Origin of the sequence: Yersinia vastinensis, assembly GCF_902726565.1 — a bacterium.
Classification (GTDB): Bacteria; Pseudomonadota; Gammaproteobacteria; order Enterobacterales; family Enterobacteriaceae; genus Yersinia; species Yersinia vastinensis.
The window spans coordinates 105,945-124,158 of record NZ_CACVAF010000004.1; the positions used below are offsets into that span (position 1 = coordinate 105,945).

Here is an 18,214-nt window from a genome sequence, read left to right on the forward strand (position 1 = left end):
CTTTCCCATCATTCTGAATTGACATAAATTATTCGACAAAGGTTGCTGCTACCGGATAATCTTTCAATGGACAGTCCTTAAAACAAACACACATATAGATAGGGTCACACTAATGATCCCACAGATTTCTCAGGCACCGGGTGTCGTTCAGTTGGTGCTGGATTTTTTGGATGCTTTGAAGCAAAACGGATTTACCGGCGATACTGCCACTGATTATGCCGATCGCCTGACAATGGCAACGGATAACAGTATTTACCAACTGCTACCCGATGCGGTGGTTTTTCCGCGTTCAACGGCGGACGTGGCGCTGATTTGCCGTTTAGCCGGGCAAGACAGTTTTAAATCATTGGTCTTTACGCCACGCGGCGGCGGAACAGGAACCAACGGTCAGGCGCTAAATACCGGTATTGTGGTGGATATGTCGCGTCACATGAACCGTATTTTGGACATTAACCCAGAGCAGGGGTGGGTAAAGGTTGAGGCAGGGGTCATTAAAGACCAGCTTAATCAATACCTGCGCCCATTGGGTTATTTTTTCTCGCCGGAATTATCAACCAGTAACCGTGCGACATTGGGCGGCATGATTAACACCGATGCCTCCGGTCAAGGGTCACTGGTCTACGGTAAAACATCTGATCATGTTTTGGGCTTGCGCGCCATTTTGCTTGGCGGTGAGATGCTGGACACTCGTGCCATGCCGACGTCACTGGCGGAAACGATTGCGCAGGAAGATTCCGTCACTGGTCGTATCTACCATACAGTGTTAAATCGTTGCCGTGACCAGCGGGCGCTGATTCTAGACAAATTCCCAAAATTAAATCGCTTTCTCACTGGCTATGATTTGCGCCATGTTTTCAGTGATGATTTACAAACCTTTGACCTCACGCGGATTTTAACCGGAGCTGAAGGTACGTTGGCCTTTATTACCGAAGCCACGCTGGATATCACACCGCTGCCTAAAGTTCGCCGTTTGGTGAATGTAAAATATGACTCTTTTGATTCCGCGTTGCGTAATGCCCCTTTCATGGTGGAAGCCAAAGCGCTCTCCGTCGAGACGGTGGATTCAAAAGTCCTTAATTTGGCGAAAGAGGATATTGTTTGGCACTCAGTCAAAGAACTCATTACTGACGTCCCCGATAAAGAGATGCTAGGGCTGAACATCGTCGAGTTCGCTGGCGATGATAAAACCTTGATCGACGCCCAAATGGAGGCACTTTGCCAGCGTTTGGATGATTTGATGTCCGCCCGAGAAGGCGGCGTGATTGGTTATCAGATTTGCAGCGATTTGGCTGGCATTGAGCGCATTTATGGCATGCGCAAAAAAGCCGTGGGTTTGCTCGGTAACAGTAAGGGACAGGCTAAGCCGATTCCATTTGCGGAAGACACCTGTGTGCCACCACAGCATTTAGCGGATTATATTGTTGAGTTCCGTCAATTGCTCGATAACCATAATTTGGCCTACGGCATGTTTGGTCATGTGGATGCAGGGGTGTTGCACGTGCGTCCGGCGCTAGATATGTGCGATCCACAGCAAGAAATGTTGATGAAGCAGATTTCTGACCAAGTGGTGGAATTGACTGCACGCTATGGTGGCTTGTTGTGGGGCGAGCACGGTAAAGGTTTTCGAGCAGAATACAGTCCTGCGTTTTTTGGCGAGGTACTTTACAGCGAACTACGGCGCATCAAATCGGCGTTTGACCCCGATAATCGTCTGAATCCAGGGAAGATTTGCTCACCGTTGGGCTGTGATGCGCCGATGATGAAAGTGGATACATCCGATAAGCGCGGCACGCTGGATCGGCGTATTCCGTTGGAGGTCAGAACTTCCTTCCGTGGTGCCATGGAGTGTAATGGTAATGGACTCTGCTTTAACTTTGATGCTCGCAGCCCAATGTGTCCGTCAATGAAAATAACAGGCGACCGTATCCATTCACCGAAAGGCCGAGCAACGTTGGTGCGCGAGTGGCTACGGCTATTATCTGACCAAGGTGTCGACCCCGTGGCGCTAGAAAAGGGGCTGGCGTCTCAGCGCCCAAGTTTGCGTGGATTGATTGAAAAAACCCGTAATACTTGGCATGCCCGTCAAGGCGATTATGACTTCTCTCACGAAGTTAAAGAGGCGATGTCGGGCTGTCTGGCGTGTAAAGCCTGCTCTACACAATGCCCAATAAAAATTGATGTGCCTGGCTTCCGCTCTCGTTTCCTCCAGTTGTATCACACTCGCTATCATCGACCGCTGCGTGACTATGTTGTTGCGGGGGTCGAAAGCTATGCTCCATTGATGGCGAAAACGCCAAAACTGTTTAATTTCTTCCTAAAACAACCTTGGGTCGGTGAGTTGAGCCGAAGAAGCATTGGTATGGTGGATTTACCGCTGCTTTCCAGCCCAACACTGAAGCAATCATTGTCTGGTCACTACGCCAGTACCATGACATTGGAGCAGTTGGAAACGTTACCTGTTGCTGAACGCAGCCAGCATGTGCTGATCGTGCAAGATCCCTTCACCAGCTATTATGATGCTCAGGTTGTGGCTGATTTTGTCCGGTTGGTGGAAAAGTTAGGCTTTAACCCCGTATTGCTGCCATTTTCACCCAATGGAAAAGCCCAACATATCAAAGGATTCCTGCAACGGTTTGCTAAAACAGCACGTAAAACGGCAGATTTCCTCAATCGTATCGCGTTGTTGGGCATACCTATGGTGGGAGTTGATCCGGCATTGGTGCTCTGTTATCGCGATGAATATAAAGAGATTCTGGGCGATAATCGGGGTGATTTTAATGTGCAATTGGTTCATGAATGGCTACAGGTGGCCTTGGTGGAACAACCAGAGCAACAACTGAGTGGTGAGTCTTGGTATCTGTTTGGTCATTGCACCGAAACCACAGCACTGCCGGCCAGTAGTCAGCATTGGGCATCGATATTCTCCCGTTACGGTGCCAAACTGGAAAACGTCAGTGTGGGATGTTGCGGAATGGCAGGAACTTACGGTCATGAAGCAAAAAACATCGAGAATTCACTGGGTATTTATGCACTGTCTTGGCAACAAGCATTACAAAAATTACCAGGGAAACGTTGCTTAGCGACCGGTTATTCTTGTCGTAGCCAGGTTAAGCGCGTTGAAGGTAATGGCTTACGCCACCCACTACAGGCTTTGCTTGAACTGGTTTAGTGTGTAGATCGTAGAGTCAGTGATTCGGGTAAAAGATAGCAGCTAACACTGCTGCAATTTCGAGTACAAGGGCTAAAGGGAGACAATCAATGCTGTGGAAACGTACCGCGACGCTGGAACAGCTAAACCAGCAAAGTCAGGACTGTATGGTTGGGCATCTGGGAATTGAGTTCACCCGATTCACAGATGATGAGTTGGAGGCCACGATGCCTGTCGATAAACGGACTACTCAACCTTTTGGCCTGCTTCATGGTGGTGCATCAGTGGTACTGGCCGAGTCGCTAGGATCAATGGCGGGCTATTTATGTACCGTTGAGGGGCAGCAAGTGGTGGGGTTAGAAATCAATGCTAATCATCTTAAGGCGGCTCGTTCTGGAAAAGTCCGAGGTTGTTGTCGTGCCATTCATGTTGGCCGTAGCCATCAGGTTTGGCAAATTGAGATTTTTGATGAGCAAGGTCAGTTGTGTTGTACTTCCCGTTTAACCACCGCGGTATTAACACGGTAATCGTCAATAACCCCACACAATACAAGTCATTATCCTACTCAGGGCCACTTAGCTGGCCTTGTGTCATTTAAATTTTCATTACGCTCCTCTCTCTCGCCTAATGGCAACTTTTGTTTATCCGATAAATGCGGCGAATCTCTATGATAGGTTTCCCCAGCGGGGGTTTTCAGCTAAAGTTAATGGAGAAATAGGTATTTTTTATGAATGTTTAAAAAACTCAGAGACTGACTGCGATTAGCCTTTGAGATAGCAAGGGATTCGAGTGTTGCTGTGGAAATTATTCTTTTATTTCATGGCGATAAAAGTGTTCTTGTTCTTCCCGACCTCTTCGGCCATCGCAGCATGTTCTCTTCGTTGCCGCCTCATACGGGGTTTAAACGACACTTTTCTTAATATCCCTGCAAAACAAACGGTTGAAGTGATAATTATTATCACTACCATTGTGAACAATCTGTGTTGATTCATCAATTATCAGCGAGAAAAAGGTAGGGCATATGCAACAGGAATCAGTCGGGACATTCTCACTCGACGACAATGTCTGGCAAGGCGTGACAATCACTGACAGCGCCGCCGCACAGATTACACGGCTCATGCAGCAAGACCCGGAAATAAAAGGGTTGCAGCTTGGCGTCAAGCAATCGGGTTGCGCTGGGTTTGCCTACGTAATGGACATGGCGAAGGAGCCTGCCAGCGACGCACTGGTTTTCGAACACGGTAGCGCCAGACTTTACGTGCCACTCAAAGCGATGCCATTTATCGATGGTACCGAGGTGGATTACGTCCGTGAAGGGCTAAATCAGATTTTCAAATTTAATAATCCTAAAGCTCAACATTCCTGCGGGTGTGGCGAGAGCTTTGGCGTTTGAGCGATGTAAACGAAATGACACGAAGCAATGTAGAAGTCCCAGATGATGTGCAGGCTTGGGTCAGCGATGGTCGCTATAAAGAAGGCTTTTTTACCCAGCTTGCTACAGACGAGTTGGCGAAAGGCATCAATGAAGATGTGATTCGCGCTATTTCAGCGAAACGCAATGAGCCTGAATGGATGCTGGAGTTTCGCCTCGGTGCTTATCGAAGTTGGTTGGAGATGGAAGAACCGCACTGGCTGAAAGCACACTACAAAAGTCTGGATTATCAAGATTATAGTTATTATTCAGCCCCGTCTTGTGGCAGTTGTGATGACAGCTGTGATTCGCAGCCCGGTGCGGTGCAGCAATCGTCAGCCGATGGCACGACGTCGCAAGATATGTCGCAGCATAATATCAACGAATATCTTACCGCAGAGGTAGAGTCTGCCTTCGCCCAGCTTGGTGTCCCGGTACGAGAAGGGGCGGAAGTGGCGGTAGATGCTATTTTTGACTCGGTTTCTGTGGCGACCACGTATCGCGGGAAGCTCGCAGAGCAGGGCATTATTTTTTGTTCATTCGGTGAAGCCATTCAGGAATACCCCGAGTTGGTACGTCGATATCTGGGTTCTGTGGTCCCAGCCAAAGACAACTTTTTTGCTGCCCTCAACGCGGCAGTGGCCTCCGACGGTACTTTTGTGTATGTCCCCAAAGGGGTGCGCTGCCCCATGGAGTTATCAACTTACTTCCGCATTAATGCAGCTAAAACCGGTCAGTTTGAGCGCACTATTTTGATTGCAGACGAAGACAGCTATGTCAGCTATATCGAAGGGTGTTCTGCACCGGTGCGTGACAGTTATCAGCTACATGCCGCGGTGGTTGAAGTCATTTTGCATAAAAATGCAGAAGTGAAATATTCAACGGTTCAGAACTGGTTTGCTGGGGCAGATAGCACTGGCGGTATCCTCAACTTTGTGACTAAGCGGGCATTGTGTGAGGGCGCGGGTTCGAAAATGTCTTGGACCCAATCGGAAACCGGCTCTGCGATTACGTGGAAATATCCCAGTGTTATTTTGCAAGGGGATAACTCAATCGGTGAGTTTTTCTCGGTAGCACTGACCAACGGCCATCAGCAGGCCGATACCGGTACTAAGATGATCCATATTGGCAAAAACACTAAATCAACCATTATTGCCAAAGGGATCTCGGCGGGGCACAGCCAAAATACCTATCGAGGTTTAGTGAAAATTCTGCCAGGTGCAGAGAACGCGCGTAATTTCACTCAATGTGATTCTATGCTGATTGGCCCAGATTCTGGTGCGCATACTTTCCCGTATGTGGAAGTGCGTAATAATTCTGCGCAATTGGAGCACGAAGCAACAACCTCAAAAATTGGTGATGACCAACTGTTTTATTGCTTGCAGCGCGGCATCAGTGAAGACGATGCCATCTCAATGATCGTTAATGGTTTTTGTAAGGATGTATTCTCCGAATTACCACTGGAGTTTGCCGTCGAAGCACAAAAATTGTTAGCCATCAGCCTGGAACACAGTGTCGGTTAAGCGTTCGCTGCATATGTAAAGTTTTGCGCTTTTGCGCACCAAGGAAACCTATGTTAAGCATCAAGAATTTAAAAGTCAGTGTCGAAGGTAATGAGATTCTTAAAGGGTTAGATCTGGAGATCAAACCCGGTGAAGTGCATGCCATTATGGGGCCGAACGGCTCAGGAAAAAGTACCTTATCGGCAGCCTTGGCCGGGCGCGAAGAGTATGAAGTCACTGAAGGCAGCGTCACATTCAAGGGTAAAGATTTACTTGAGTTAGACCCAGAAGATCGTGCCGGTGAAGGTGTGTTTCTGGCCTTCCAATATCCGGTAGAAATCCCTGGTGTGAGTAACCATTTCTTCCTGCAAACTGCTGTCAATGCAGTGCGAAAATATCGCCAGCAGGAACCGCTAGATCGTTTTGATTTTTCAGATTTCATTGAAGAAAAAATTGAGTTACTCAAAATGCCTGCGGACTTGCTAACTCGTTCAGTTAACGTAGGTTTTTCCGGTGGCGAGAAAAAACGTAATGATATCTTGCAGATGGCAGCGCTGGAGCCTTCTTTATGCATTTTGGATGAAACCGATTCAGGTTTGGATATCGACGCACTCAAAATCGTCGCCAACGGGGTTAACTCGCTGCGTGATGAAAACCGCGCATTCATCATCGTGACCCATTACCAACGCATCCTTGATTATGTCAAACCCGACTTTGTTCATGTCTTATATCAGGGGCGAATCATCAAGTCTGGTGATTTCACATTGGTGAAACAGTTGGAGGAGCAAGGCTATGGCTGGCTTACCGACCAACAGTAATATGCTGGAGCAGCAACATATTGATGCATTAAAGCATTTTGGCCAATTATTTAAGCAGCGCCAGAGTGGATACTCCGCAGATGCAACGGCGCATTGGCAACAGGTGCTACAATTGGGCTTTCCTACCGCTAAACACGAAGACTGGAAATACACGCCACTAGAGCGTTTATTTGCCCATGATTTCGGTTTTGCCCCTGCGCCGACGGTAACGCCCGCTCAGCGTGATGTCTTGTCTCTGGTGCAAGATGCTCACCGCTTAGTCTTTATTGATGGGCGATATTCCCCTGAATTAAGTGACGATGAATGTGGCCCGTATCAACTAACAAAAGAGGTGGAAAATGCACAGTTCCCTGCGCCTATCCAGTCAGAAGTCTTTTTGCATTTGACTGAGAGTCTGGCACAGGAGGGGTTACATATCCGTTTGCCTGCGGGGAAACACAGCGACAAACCCCTTTATCTGCTGCATATCAGTTCGGGTAATGACTCTGGTTCGGTTAACACCAGCCATTACCGTCACCATCTGGCTATTGAGACAGCAGCACAGGCTGAGGTGATTGAACATTTTGTCAGTCTCAATGATCAACCACACTTTACCGGCGCACGGCTCACTATTGCCGTGGGTGACAATGCCGAGTTAAGTCACTGCAAATTGGCGTTTGAAACCCCACAAAGTTACCATTTTGCTCATAATGATTTAGTGTTAAGCCGTGATGCGCGCGCCAAAAGCGACAGTTTCTTACTTGGTGCGGGGCTGACTCGTCATAACACCAGTGCCCAGTTAAATGGCGAGGGAGCAACGTTATCGATTAATAGTCTATTACTGCCGATAGGGCGTGAAATTTGCGATACACGCACCTATCTGGAGCATAACAAAGGCTATTGTGAAAGCCGCCAATTGCACAAAACCATTGTTCGTGAACGGGGTAAAGCGGTCTTTAATGGCATGATTAAAGTGGCCCAACACGCGCTAAAAACTGACGGTCAGATGACCAACAATAACTTGCTGCTGAGTAGGTTGGCGGAAGTTGACACCAAGCCACAGTTGGAAATTTATGCCGATGACGTGAAGTGCAGCCACGGTGCTACAGTGGGGCGAATTGATGCAGAGCAGCTATTTTATCTGCAATCACGCGGTATCCATCAGGCTGATGCACAGCAAATGATCATTTTTGCATTTGCGGCTGAATTGACCGAAGCCATCCATAACGAAACTATCCGTAAAGTGGTCTTAGCGCGCATTGCTACACGATTGGCTGAGGAATCGTTATGAGTCTTTCTGTCGAACAGGTAAGAGCTGATTTCCCACTGCTTAACCGTCAGGTTAATGGGCAGCCGTTGGCATATTTGGACAGCGCTGCCAGTGCCCAAAAACCCCAAATCGTTATTGATCGGGAATTGAACTTTTATCGTGAGGGCTATGCGGCGGTTCATCGGGGGATTCATACCTTGAGTGCGCAAGCAACCGAACAGATGGAAGCAGTACGTAGTCAGGTAGCAGGGTTTATTAATGCCGCTTCTGCTGAAGAAATTGTTTTCGTCAAAGGCACGACAGAGGCCATCAATCTGGTGGCTAACAGCTATGGTCGCCGTGTATTGAAAGCGGGCGACAGCATTATTATTACCGAAATGGAGCATCACGCCAATATTGTGCCTTGGCAGATGCTGGCAACGGATCTTGGTGTTGACGTTCGGGTATGGCCGTTAACCGCAACAGGGGAGTTGGCGCTAAGCGCATTGGCGGGTTTGATTGATGAAACCACTCGGCTGTTGGCGATTACCCAAGTTTCCAATGTGCTGGGAACGGTTAATCCAATCAAAGAGATTGTCGCGCAGGCTAAAGCGGCAGGTTTGGTGGTATTGGTGGATGGTGCGCAAGCTATCATGCATCAGAGCGTCGATGTGCAAGATTTAGATTGTGACTTCTATGCCTTCTCAGGCCATAAGCTCTACGGGCCGTCTGGCATCGGCATCTTATATGGTAAGCAGGCATTATTAGCACAAATGCCACCATGGGAAGGTGGCGGCTCGATGATAAAAACCGTGAGCTTAACCCAAGGCACTACCTTTGCTGATGCACCGTGGCGTTTTGAAGCAGGCTCACCGAATACAGCCGGGATTATGGGGTTGGGAGCGGCAATCAGCTATGTGAATGAGTTGGGGCTGGAGCATATCCAACAATATGAACAGTCGCTGATACAGTATGCATTAGAACAACTTAGCCAGATTCAGAGCCTGGTAATCTATGGTCCGACAAAACGAGCCGGGGTTATTGCTTTCAATCTTGGGGTACACCATGCTTATGATGTGGGGAGTTTTCTCGATCAGTACGGTATTGCTATTCGTACCGGGCATCATTGTGCGATGCCGCTAATGGCGTACTATCAGGTGCCAAGCATGTGTCGTGCGTCGTTGGCACTTTATAATACGCGCGAAGAAGTCGACCGGCTGGTCCGCGGGTTGCAACGTATCGAAAAGTTGCTGGGCTAAACACTGACAGTTCGCGACACAGCCCCCTAAAGCCGACTATCATTTTAAGCAGTCGGCTTTTATTTTGGCGTTTATTCTGTAATAGGAAGCATGTTATGGCGGGTTTGCCAGATAAAGATAAATTGATTCGGAATTTTTCCCGTTGCTTAAATTGGGAAGAGAAATACCTGTATGTGATCGAGTTGGGTGCACAGTTGCCGCCGTTAACTGAGCAACAGCGCCAACCAAAGAACCTTATCTCAGGTTGTCAAAGTCAGGTATGGATTGCCATGACCCTTTCCGGTGAAGGGCGAGTGATTTTTGCCGGAGACAGTGATGCTGCGATCGTTAAAGGTTTAGTCGCCGTGGTTTTTATTCTCTATCAGGGTTTAACTGTACAGCAGATCGTCGATTTAGATGTTCGGCCATTTTTTGCTGATTTAGCACTGAGTCAACATTTGACACCTTCGCGTTCCCAAGGGCTTGAAGCAATGATCCGCGCTATTCGAGCCAAAGCCGCAGCCTTGGCCACCAACTGATTTACGCCAACATTTCGTGCTTTATTCATCGGTGACTGAGCATTTTTGCGTCACGGGTCACAGTATTAAAATGGTGGAATTTCAGCAGGTTAAATCGGCCTCCCTGCTGGAAAAAGCAGAATAAATTACATTGTAACGCCTTGATTTTTAGCGATATAAATTGCCTTTATAATAAGGGCTGTTACTATATGGTGGCCTTATTATTGGCTGCTAAAATTAACGTAGATAGCCGAACCGAATTTTAAGAAGTGATGTAGGAACTAAGCATGAAACGTGCATTAACTTTGATTGGTATGTTATTCGCAACTTGTGTGGCGGGAAGTATCACCGCTGCCAATGCGACCGAGTATCCACTGCCACCTGCCAATAGCCGTCTGATTGGCGAAAATACGACGTATACCGTTCCAAATGATGGCCGTCCACTTGAGGCTATTGCTGCTGATTACAAAATCGGCTTGTTGGGGATGCTGGAAGCAAACCCAGGTGCTGACCCGTATCTGCCATTACCGGGTTCAGTATTAACTATCCCGACTCAGATGTTGCTGCCTGATACCCCACGTGAAGGTATTGTCATCAACCTGGCCGAATTGCGCCTTTATTACTTCCCTAAAGGTCAGGACAAAGTTGTTGTATACCCTATCGGTATTGGCCAGTTAGGGCGTAACACCCCAACGATGACGACCTCTGTCAGCCAGAAAATCCCGAACCCAACCTGGACACCAACGGCGAACATCCGTAAGCACTATCTGGCTGAGGGGGTGACCTTACCAGCGGTAGTTCCTGCTGGCCCAGAAAACCCTATGGGTCTGTTTGCTATGCGTTTGGCTGCCGGTCGTGGTGAGTACTTGATCCATGGTACTAACGCTAACTTCGGTATTGGTATGCGAGTGAGCTCCGGCTGTATTCGTTTACGTCCGGATGACATTGAAGCGCTGTTTAAATCAGTACCTAAAGGTACTCGCGTACAAATCATCAATGAGCCGGTCAAATATTCTGTCGAGCCAGATGGTAAACGTTATGTGGAAGTTCATCAGCCGTTGTCTCGTGTAGACAGTGATGACCCGCAGACAATGCCAATTGCTATCAGCAGCAGCTTGCAGAAGTTTATCAACGATAGCCAGACTAATGCACAAGTGGTTCAGGAAGCGATTGTACGCCGCTCTGGTATGCCGGTCATCGTGACAGTAGGGGAAACTGCACCTATCGAAGCTCCGGCCGCTGTAGCGCCTCAGAGCGAGCCACAACCGCAAAATGAAGAGCAGCAGCCGGCAGAAGAAGCTATTCCTAAGCTGGTTCAGCCAGGCCCGGTTTACTCCGCCGCGAATTAATCTTCAGGCCCACCTTTGCTGTGGTAGTCGCTTGTCTACCATGGCAAAGTTTCTAGCGTAACGTATTGTGAAGCATGTTGATGAGTGAGTAAAAAAGGAGATAGGGCTTCAAGGAAGGTCACTATCAGAAACAGGTTTCTACGAAGTAAAAAAAATGGCGCACAATGTGCGCCATTTTTCATTCAGGAAGTAATATTACTTCTTGTAAGCGTGAGCTTGGTTGTCCAGACGTTGGTTAGCACGTGCTGCATCGTCTTTAGCTGCTTGAACGTCAGAACGGATTGCGTTCACGTCGTTGCTCAGTTGGTCAACTTTAGCGTTCAGAGTCTGAACGTCAGAAGACAGCTGATCGATTTTAGCATTGCTTGAACAACCAGCCAGCATAGTAGAAGCCAGAATTACCGCGCCCAGTACAAGTTTAGTACGATTCATTATTAACACCCTCTAGATTAAGTTAATCTCCATGTAGCGTTACAAGTATTACACAAAGTTTTTTCGAAAGAGAATAAATTTTTAGTATTAGAGGGGTTTATTTTGATCGTTCGCTCAAAGAAGCATCTTGTTTTAAAAAAAAGTTAAAAAAACGAGGCAAAACAGCCGGATTCTTTCAGATAAGTCTTACCCTGAAAAAGACTTTAGCGCTTTTAAGATAAAGTGGATTTTTGGGAAAGTTTATTTAGCGGTGGTCTAAAAAGAAAACGCCGCTATTGAAAGCGGCGTTTTTAATTAATGTTCTGTCGTGCAGATTGAGATTATAAGACGTGCACGGAAGAGGTATTGGTTGTGCCGCTTGGAACTAATGCACCAGAAACCATAACAACAACGTCACCTTTCTGTGCCAAGCCGCTTGCCAACGCAGCTTCTTTACCGATGCGATAGAAATCATCTGTTGAAGCAATTTCGTTGACCAGTTGAGTGACAACACCTTTAGTCAGAATTAACTGGCGAGCAGTCGTCTCGTTGGTGGTCAGTGCCAAGATAGTCGCAGTCGGGAAGTATTTACGTACTGACTTAGCCGATTTACCGCCGCCAGTTGCCACGACAATGACTTTGGCTTCCAGTTTTTCTGCGGTTTCTACAGCGCCACGGCAAACTGCTTCAGTGATACGCATTTTGCGGTTGTCGTTCAGTGTTTCGATGCGGCTAGGCATGATACGGTCTGTACGCTCACAGATGGTCGCCATGATGGTAACAGACTCTAATGGGTACTTACCCTTAGCACTTTCACCAGACAGCATCACGGCATCTGTACCGTCCAAAATGGCGTTAGCAACGTCACCCGCTTCTGCACGGGTAGGGCGTGGGTTCTTGATCATGGAATCGAGCATTTGAGTTGCAGTAATAACAACTTTACGTGCGCGGTTACATTTCTCAATCATCATCTTCTGCGCGAAGATAACTTCTTCAACCGGGATCTCAACGCCGAGGTCACCACGAGCAACCATGATACCGTCAGAGGCTTCCAGGATTTCGTCGAAGTTATTCAGACCTTCCTGGTTTTCAATTTTGGAGATGATCTGGATGTGCTCGCCGCCGTGTGCTTTCAGGTGTTCGCGAATTTCCAAAACATCTGAACGTTTACGGATAAAGGACGCGGCAACGAAGTCCACACCTTGCTCACAACCAAAGATCAGGTCGGCTTTATCTTTTTCTGCTAATGCAGGCAGCTGGATAGAAACGCCTGGCAGGTTAACGCCTTTATTCTCGCCCAGGTCACCGTTGTTCAGTACTTTACATACCACGGTGCTCTCAGTGACTTCGGTCACTTCCATGCCAATCAAACCATCGTCAACCAGCACTGTGTTACCAATTTTCAGGTCAGCAGCAAAACCTGGATAGGTCACAGCCACAATGCTGTTGTTACCAATAACGCTCTGGTCAGTGGTGAAAGTGAAAGTTTGGCCGGCAACCAGCGCTGCGTCTTTACCGCCTTCCAGTTTCATGGTGCGGATTTCTGGGCCTTTGGTGTCCAGCAAGATACCGGCCTTCAGGCCAGTTTCTGCCATAACAGCACGGATGTTCTTGATACGCTGACCATGTTCTTCATAGTCACCGTGTGAAAAGTTTAAGCGCATAACGTTCATGCCAGCGTTCAGCAGTTTCGTCAGCATTTCTTTAGATTCGGTTTTTGGACCGATAGTACAAACAATTTTAGTCTTTTTCATGACGGATTTTTTCTACAAGTTGTGATGGATAAAAAGCGAAAGTTCCGTTACGTACTGCAACGGAGTGGGATCTGATTAGTGTCTGGTGTAGCGAAACGTGACCAAGAAGCAAAACATTACTAAGAATAGATGACAGTTGCGGAAGTTGAGCGGAAAACTTTAGCACGAGGCTAAACGCATGATCGGAATACGATGGCGTAAATGCGAGTTGTATTTTTTTAGCGTATCTACAGATCAAGATGCTGAAACCATTCAACTGAAACGACGGTTCGTATTATAGGCGGTAAGTCGCGGGAAATGAAATAGAAAACAGAAACTCATTGCCGTTTTTTATAAAAAGGGGGATTTTGTCGCGCAAACACTGAGAATAATGCTTAGTTTGTTGCGCAACTGCTGTGGTTTTTAACATTTATTGCGAACTTTTTAAAATAAATAGCGAAAGCATGGAAGCACGATAAGAGGTGATAACGATAGTGCCGCAATGCAATAGGGAGCAGTGAAATAACATTAGGAGGCAAGGTATTATTGCGAAGTGGTGCGTTCTAATGGACTCGAACCATCGACCCCCACCATGTCAAGGTGGTGCTCTAACCAACTGAGCTACGGACGCACATTGTACTCTTTATTTACAGTAATTCTGGTGTTGCGAAAACGATGTTTGGTGCGTCCGAATGGACTCGAACCATCGACCCCCACCATGTCAAGGTGGTGCTCTAACCAACTGAGCTACGGACGCACATTGTACTCTTTATTTACAGTAATTCTGGTGTTGCGAAAACGATGTTTGGTGCGTCCGAATGGACTCGAACCATCGACCCCCACCATGTCAAGGTGGTGCTCTAACCAACTGAGCTACGGACGCGCAATAACATCTATTTCTTACAGCGTGACTCTCTGCCATCAACACTGACAGCGGGGACGAATATTAACGAGCCGCCCGTCTGCTGGCAAGGGGAAAAACACAATATTCACCGCAAACTCACGTAATTGCTGCGCTTTTGCCCATTGCGCTGTTTTTTTCTCCATCTTTATGGCTTTGGTGGCGCGCTAATTGCGGGCGGGCAATTAGCGCCTGAAAATTTATGTCGTTAATGGGCCGCTTTTTGCAGGATAAACGCCGGTGACTGTTTTTGTAGCCAACGGATACGCAAGGCCATCAAAATTGCCGCTGACGTTAGGCCGATAACAAACCCTATCCAGAAACCACTTGGCCCCATAGCTGGGACGATATAATCCGTCAGCCCCAGCAAATAACCACTCGGTAGTCCGAGCAACCAATAGGCGGTAAAAGTGATAAAGAAGATTGAACGAGTATCTTTATACCCTCGTAACACGCCGCTGCCGATCACCTGCACAGCATCAGATAATTGGTAGATAGCTGCTAGCAGCATTAAGTGGGAAGCCATCATCACTACAGCAGGGGTTTTATTGTAGAGCAGGGCGATGTGCTCGCGGAAAATAACGGTAAATATTGCCGTCACGCAAGCTAACAATAAGCCCACTGCGATACTGGTATAGGCAGAGACTCGGGCTTGCTCAACAGACCCTTGGCCGAGCCGAAACCCGACACGAATCGTTGCCGCGACACTTAACGACATCGGCAGCATAAACATCAATGAGCTGAAGTTGAGAGCAATCTGGTGCCCAGCTACGGCAACAATACCCAGCGGAGAGACCAGTAAGGCAACCACCGCGAACAGCGTGACTTCGAAAAATAGTGCTAATGCAACCGGTAGCCCCAGAGCACCGAGGCGTTTCATTACTTGCCAGTCAGGTGCGGCAAAACCTTTTTCTAGTTTGATATCTTGCTGTGAGCGTGCGCGGCTGACATACCAACGCATCATCAGGAACATCACCCAGTAAACAGTTCCAGTTGCCACCCCGCAACCCACGCCCCCTAATGCGGGAGCACCAAACTTACCGTAGATGAAGATATAGTTAACCGGAATATTAACGAGCAAACCAATAAAGCCAATCACCATCCCAGGTTTGGTTTTGGATAACCCTTCGCACTGATTACGCAGAACTTGGAAAAACAGGTAGCCGGGCGCTCCCCACATAATAGCGTGCAGGAATCTCACTGCTTTATCGGCTAGCACTGGATCAATATTATGCATTTGCTTAATAACGTGGTCGCTATTATAGAGCACCACCATAATAAGCAGGGAAACACATAATGCCAGCCAAAAACCTTGTCTAACTTGATGCGCGATTTGGCTACGTCGACCGGAACCGTTGAGTTGAGCCACGGTTGGCGTCAGGGCCAAAAGTAATCCATGGCCAAATAAAATCGCAGGTAACCAAATAGAGGTCCCAACTGCCACTGCGGCCATATCCGTTGCACTCACAGAACCCGCCATGATGGTATCCACGACACCCATGGCAGTTTGAGACAATTGCGCGATGACAACAGGAATAGCGAGAGCCAATAAGCTACGCGCTTCTATAATATACTTCTGCACGTATGCACCTTTCTAATTAATACCCATTTTTCAAATGACTGGTGTGCGGTCCGCACGCACTGACCCGGATGACTGACCTGTGCCCGCTCACCGAGATGCGCTTGTTTGCCGCCTGCCTGTACTTTGAAATCAATTGAGTATACTGAGACGACTTATCGAGAGATAAATAAAAATAGCGGGAAAGCGATATAGGATTGTACCTGCTCGCCAAGCTTAAGCAATCTTTGTCATTAAAAATCCCGGAAGTGCCTTTTTCATTTAAGTGGTTTGGTTTTCCTGACCTTATGAGGCAAAATCAGGGCAAAGCATTTTCTTTTTATAGATAACAGATAAGAGGCATGGCGTATGTTTACTGGTATTGTTCAAGGCACCGCGCCAGTGGTTGCCATCGAGGAAAAATCCAACTTCCGTACCCATGTGGTGGAAATGCCAAGCGAGCTATTGCCAGAGTTAGCTTTAGGTGCTTCTGTTGCCCACAATGGCTGCTGTCTAACCGTGACAGAAGTTAATGGAAATCGGGTCAGTTTTGATTTAATGAAAGAGACGCTGCGCATTACTAATCTTGGCGATATTAAAGAGGGGGATGTTGTTAATTTGGAGCGGGCTGCTAAATTCAGTGATGAAATTGGTGGGCACCTTATGTCCGGCCATATTATGTGCACTGCGGAAATAGCCAAGATTTACACCTCAGAAAATAATCGTCAGATTTGGTTTCGCATGCCGAGCGACGATTTAATGAAATATGTGCTACATAAAGGTTTCATCGGTATTGATGGTATCAGTCTGACCATTGGTGAGGTTGTCGGTAACCGTTTTTGTGTCCATTTAATTCCGGAAACGTTGGCGCGTACCACATTGGGTAAAAAACGTTTAGGGCACAGAGTAAATATAGAGATAGACCCACAAACACAGGCAGTAGTGGATACGGTCGAACGGGTTCTGGCACAGCGTGATATTGCTCATGCAGCAGCGGCGGCTGAAAAAGCTATTCGGGGATAACACCGAATAAAATAAGGCAGGGGGCTGATGCCCGCTGCCTTGGTTACTTAATGCTTTAAAGCATCAACGAGGAACCCGAATACCACCTTCTACCCCATTGGGGCTAAATAACACCTGCCATAATTGAATGTCTCTAGCACGGAATGCGCCAGCACAAGCATTCAGATAATAGCTAAACATCCTTTCAAATCGTGGAGAGTAATTCTCTGCCAAACTTGGCCATGCTGCTTGAAAACGCTCATACCATGCCATTAACGTCCGGTCATAATCTGCACCAAAATTATGCCAATCCTCCATAATGAAATAAGGTTCACTGGCTTGGGCTATATGCCTTACTGACGGTAGACAGCCATTAGGGAAGATATATTTATTGATCCACGGATCAATGCTCAAATCAGTGCGATTAGCACCGATGGTGTGCAACAAGAATAAACCATCAGGTTTTAAATTACGGTTTACCACCTCGAAATAGGTGTGATAATTCTTCGGTCCAACATGTTCGAACATCCCAACAGAAACGATGCGATCGAATTGTTCATTCAAGTCACGATAATCTTGCAGCAAAATAGTGACATCCAACCCTTCACAGCGTTTTTGGGCCAATTTTTGCTGCTCTGCTGAGATAGTGACACCGGAAACTGATACACCGAAATGCCGGGCAGCATAGGCGGCAAGCCCACCCCAGCCACAGCCGATATCGAGCAATTTCATTCCCGGAGCCAATTGCAGCTTCTCGCAAATCATCTGCAATTTATTTTCTTGCGCTTGTTCAAGTGTTGTGGCGTTTTTCCAGTAACCGCAAGAGTATTGCATATTAGGGTCGAGCATAAGGCTAAAGAGGTCATTACCGAGATCGTAATGTTCTTTACCGACAATCCAGGCTCTTTTCTTTGATTGCAAATTGATAATGCGTGCAGCGGCAATTCGTAAAGTATCTTTGAGATGGTGTGGAAGTTGGTTTTCTAGGCCCGCTCTGAGAACTCGCTGGAAGAAAATATCCAGGCGGTCACATTCCCACCAGCCGTCCATATAACTCTCACCTAATGCCAAAGATCCTTCTTGTAATACCCGTTTAAAAAAGTCTGGGTTATTAACTCTAATGTCGAAGGGGCGTGAGCCATTGATTTCAATATCAGCCCGGTTTAGCATTTCTTGTACAATGCGAAACCACGGATTTTCTTGAATACTCTGGTCTTCTATACAGGATGAACTCATAGCTTCTCCATCACTTTCTTCTGACTTATGACCCGCGCAAATTGTCTTATGCGCTGATACATACCAATGAGGTTGTCGTGACCTTGGTGTCTGATGTCCTTGGCGGACATACCCACGGTATTTGAAGTTGCAATGGTCTTGCAGCTCCCATTACGTTGGGT

14 protein-coding genes and 3 tRNA genes are annotated in these 18,214 nt (G+C 47.3%); 10 read left to right on the plus strand and 7 right to left on the minus strand.

The window, feature by feature from the left end; translation table 11 throughout:
* Nucleotides 1-112: 112 nt before the first annotated feature.
* The 9 genes from ydiJ to HUZ92_RS07365 all read left to right on the plus strand — a co-directional run bounded on the left by ydiJ (nt 113) and on the right by HUZ92_RS07365 (nt 11,212).
* A complete protein-coding gene (ydiJ, locus tag HUZ92_RS07325) occupies nt 113-3,169 on the plus strand; it encodes a D-2-hydroxyglutarate dehydrogenase YdiJ (RefSeq protein WP_050296262.1) in 3,057 nt (1,018 codons plus the stop codon).
* An 89-nt stretch (nt 3,170-3,258) separates the two neighbouring features.
* Nucleotides 3,259-3,675: a hotdog fold thioesterase gene (locus tag HUZ92_RS07330; RefSeq protein WP_050296261.1), complete on the plus strand. Its 417-nt coding sequence runs from the start codon at nt 3,259-3,261 to the stop codon at nt 3,673-3,675.
* A 494-nt stretch (nt 3,676-4,169) separates the two neighbouring features.
* Nucleotides 4,170-4,541, plus strand: a complete 372-nt coding sequence (gene sufA, locus HUZ92_RS07335) for a Fe-S cluster assembly scaffold SufA (protein ID WP_050097570.1) — start codon at nt 4,170-4,172, stop codon at nt 4,539-4,541.
* Nucleotides 4,542-4,555: 14 nt separating this feature from the next.
* Nucleotides 4,556-6,082 (plus strand): Fe-S cluster assembly protein SufB, encoded by a 1,527-nt coding sequence (sufB, locus tag HUZ92_RS07340; RefSeq protein WP_050139582.1) that lies wholly within the window; start codon nt 4,556-4,558, stop codon nt 6,080-6,082.
* Between the two features lie 50 nt (nt 6,083-6,132).
* Complete coding sequence (gene sufC / locus HUZ92_RS07345) at nt 6,133-6,879, plus strand: Fe-S cluster assembly ATPase SufC (RefSeq protein ID WP_050097572.1); 747 nt, start codon at nt 6,133-6,135, stop codon at nt 6,877-6,879.
* Entirely contained in the window at nt 6,854-8,149 is a 1,296-nt protein-coding gene (gene sufD, locus HUZ92_RS07350) for a Fe-S cluster assembly protein SufD (protein ID WP_145579939.1), read from the plus strand. Before sufC ends, sufD begins: the two co-directional genes overlap by 26 nt.
* Nucleotides 8,146-9,366 (plus strand): cysteine desulfurase SufS, encoded by a 1,221-nt coding sequence (gene sufS / locus HUZ92_RS07355; RefSeq protein ID WP_050097574.1) that lies wholly within the window; start codon nt 8,146-8,148, stop codon nt 9,364-9,366. Before sufD ends, sufS begins: the two co-directional genes overlap by 4 nt.
* A gap of 95 nt (nt 9,367-9,461) precedes the next feature.
* Nucleotides 9,462-9,884 (plus strand): cysteine desulfuration protein SufE, encoded by a 423-nt coding sequence (gene sufE, locus HUZ92_RS07360; RefSeq protein ID WP_050097575.1) that lies wholly within the window; start codon nt 9,462-9,464, stop codon nt 9,882-9,884.
* 266 nt (nt 9,885-10,150) lie between these two features.
* Nucleotides 10,151-11,212 carry a L,D-transpeptidase family protein gene (locus tag HUZ92_RS07365; protein WP_050097576.1) on the plus strand — a complete coding sequence of 354 codons (1,062 nt, stop codon included), beginning with the start codon at nt 10,151-10,153 and terminating at the stop codon, nt 11,210-11,212.
* 195 nt (nt 11,213-11,407) lie between these two features.
* On the opposite strand, the gene HUZ92_RS07370 is transcribed toward HUZ92_RS07365, so the two are convergent.
* The 6 genes from HUZ92_RS07370 to HUZ92_RS07395 all read right to left on the minus strand — a co-directional run bounded on the left by HUZ92_RS07370 (nt 11,408) and on the right by HUZ92_RS07395 (nt 15,839).
* Nucleotides 11,408-11,644 (minus strand): major outer membrane lipoprotein, encoded by a 237-nt coding sequence (locus HUZ92_RS07370; RefSeq protein ID WP_005165631.1) that lies wholly within the window; start codon nt 11,642-11,644, stop codon nt 11,408-11,410.
* A 320-nt stretch (nt 11,645-11,964) separates the two neighbouring features.
* Nucleotides 11,965-13,377 carry a pyruvate kinase PykF gene (gene pykF / locus HUZ92_RS07375; protein ID WP_050097577.1) on the minus strand — a complete coding sequence of 471 codons (1,413 nt, stop codon included), beginning with the start codon at nt 13,375-13,377 and terminating at the stop codon, nt 11,965-11,967.
* A gap of 533 nt (nt 13,378-13,910) precedes the next feature.
* Nucleotides 13,911-13,987: transfer RNA gene (locus tag HUZ92_RS07380), tRNA-Val, on the minus strand.
* Between the two features lie 49 nt (nt 13,988-14,036).
* Nucleotides 14,037-14,113 (minus strand) — tRNA-Val (locus HUZ92_RS07385).
* A gap of 49 nt (nt 14,114-14,162) precedes the next feature.
* Nucleotides 14,163-14,239: transfer RNA gene (locus HUZ92_RS07390), tRNA-Val, on the minus strand.
* Between the two features lie 226 nt (nt 14,240-14,465).
* Entirely contained in the window at nt 14,466-15,839 is a 1,374-nt protein-coding gene (locus tag HUZ92_RS07395) for an MATE family efflux transporter (RefSeq protein WP_050097578.1), read from the minus strand.
* 345 nt (nt 15,840-16,184) lie between these two features.
* Between HUZ92_RS07395 and HUZ92_RS07400 the strand changes: the two genes are divergently transcribed.
* Nucleotides 16,185-16,838, plus strand: a complete 654-nt coding sequence (locus HUZ92_RS07400) for a riboflavin synthase (protein ID WP_050097579.1) — start codon at nt 16,185-16,187, stop codon at nt 16,836-16,838.
* A 63-nt stretch (nt 16,839-16,901) separates the two neighbouring features.
* Here HUZ92_RS07400 and cfa read toward each other — a convergent pair whose 3' ends face one another.
* A complete protein-coding gene (cfa, locus tag HUZ92_RS07405; protein ID WP_050139579.1) occupies nt 16,902-18,053 on the minus strand; it encodes a cyclopropane fatty acyl phospholipid synthase in 1,152 nt (383 codons plus the stop codon).
* Nucleotides 18,054-18,214: the final 161 nt, after the last annotated feature.

What these genes read in the sequence shown, in the direction of transcription:
- sufA (WP_050097570.1), top strand. Translation starts at nt 4,170, where the DNA reads ATGCAACAGGAATCAGTCGGGACATTCTCACTCGACGACAATGTCTGG.
- HUZ92_RS07365 (WP_050097576.1), top strand. Translation starts at nt 10,151, where the DNA reads ATGAAACGTGCATTAACTTTGATTGGTATGTTATTCGCAACTTGTGTG.
- HUZ92_RS07400 (WP_050097579.1), top strand. Translation starts at nt 16,185, where the DNA reads ATGTTTACTGGTATTGTTCAAGGCACCGCGCCAGTGGTTGCCATCGAG.
- sufS (WP_050097574.1), top strand. Translation starts at nt 8,146, where the DNA reads ATGAGTCTTTCTGTCGAACAGGTAAGAGCTGATTTCCCACTGCTTAAC.
- ydiJ (WP_050296262.1), top strand. Translation starts at nt 113, where the DNA reads ATGATCCCACAGATTTCTCAGGCACCGGGTGTCGTTCAGTTGGTGCTG.
- sufE (WP_050097575.1), top strand. Translation starts at nt 9,462, where the DNA reads ATGGCGGGTTTGCCAGATAAAGATAAATTGATTCGGAATTTTTCCCGT.
- cfa (WP_050139579.1), bottom strand. Translation starts at nt 18,053, where the DNA reads ATGAGTTCATCCTGTATAGAAGACCAGAGTATTCAAGAAAATCCGTGG.
- HUZ92_RS07370 (WP_005165631.1), bottom strand. Translation starts at nt 11,644, where the DNA reads ATGAATCGTACTAAACTTGTACTGGGCGCGGTAATTCTGGCTTCTACT.
- sufD (WP_145579939.1), top strand. Translation starts at nt 6,854, where the DNA reads ATGGCTGGCTTACCGACCAACAGTAATATGCTGGAGCAGCAACATATT.
- pykF (WP_050097577.1), bottom strand. Translation starts at nt 13,377, where the DNA reads ATGAAAAAGACTAAAATTGTTTGTACTATCGGTCCAAAAACCGAATCT.
- sufC (WP_050097572.1), top strand. Translation starts at nt 6,133, where the DNA reads ATGTTAAGCATCAAGAATTTAAAAGTCAGTGTCGAAGGTAATGAGATT.
- HUZ92_RS07330 (WP_050296261.1), top strand. Translation starts at nt 3,259, where the DNA reads ATGCTGTGGAAACGTACCGCGACGCTGGAACAGCTAAACCAGCAAAGT.
- sufB (WP_050139582.1), top strand. Translation starts at nt 4,556, where the DNA reads ATGACACGAAGCAATGTAGAAGTCCCAGATGATGTGCAGGCTTGGGTC.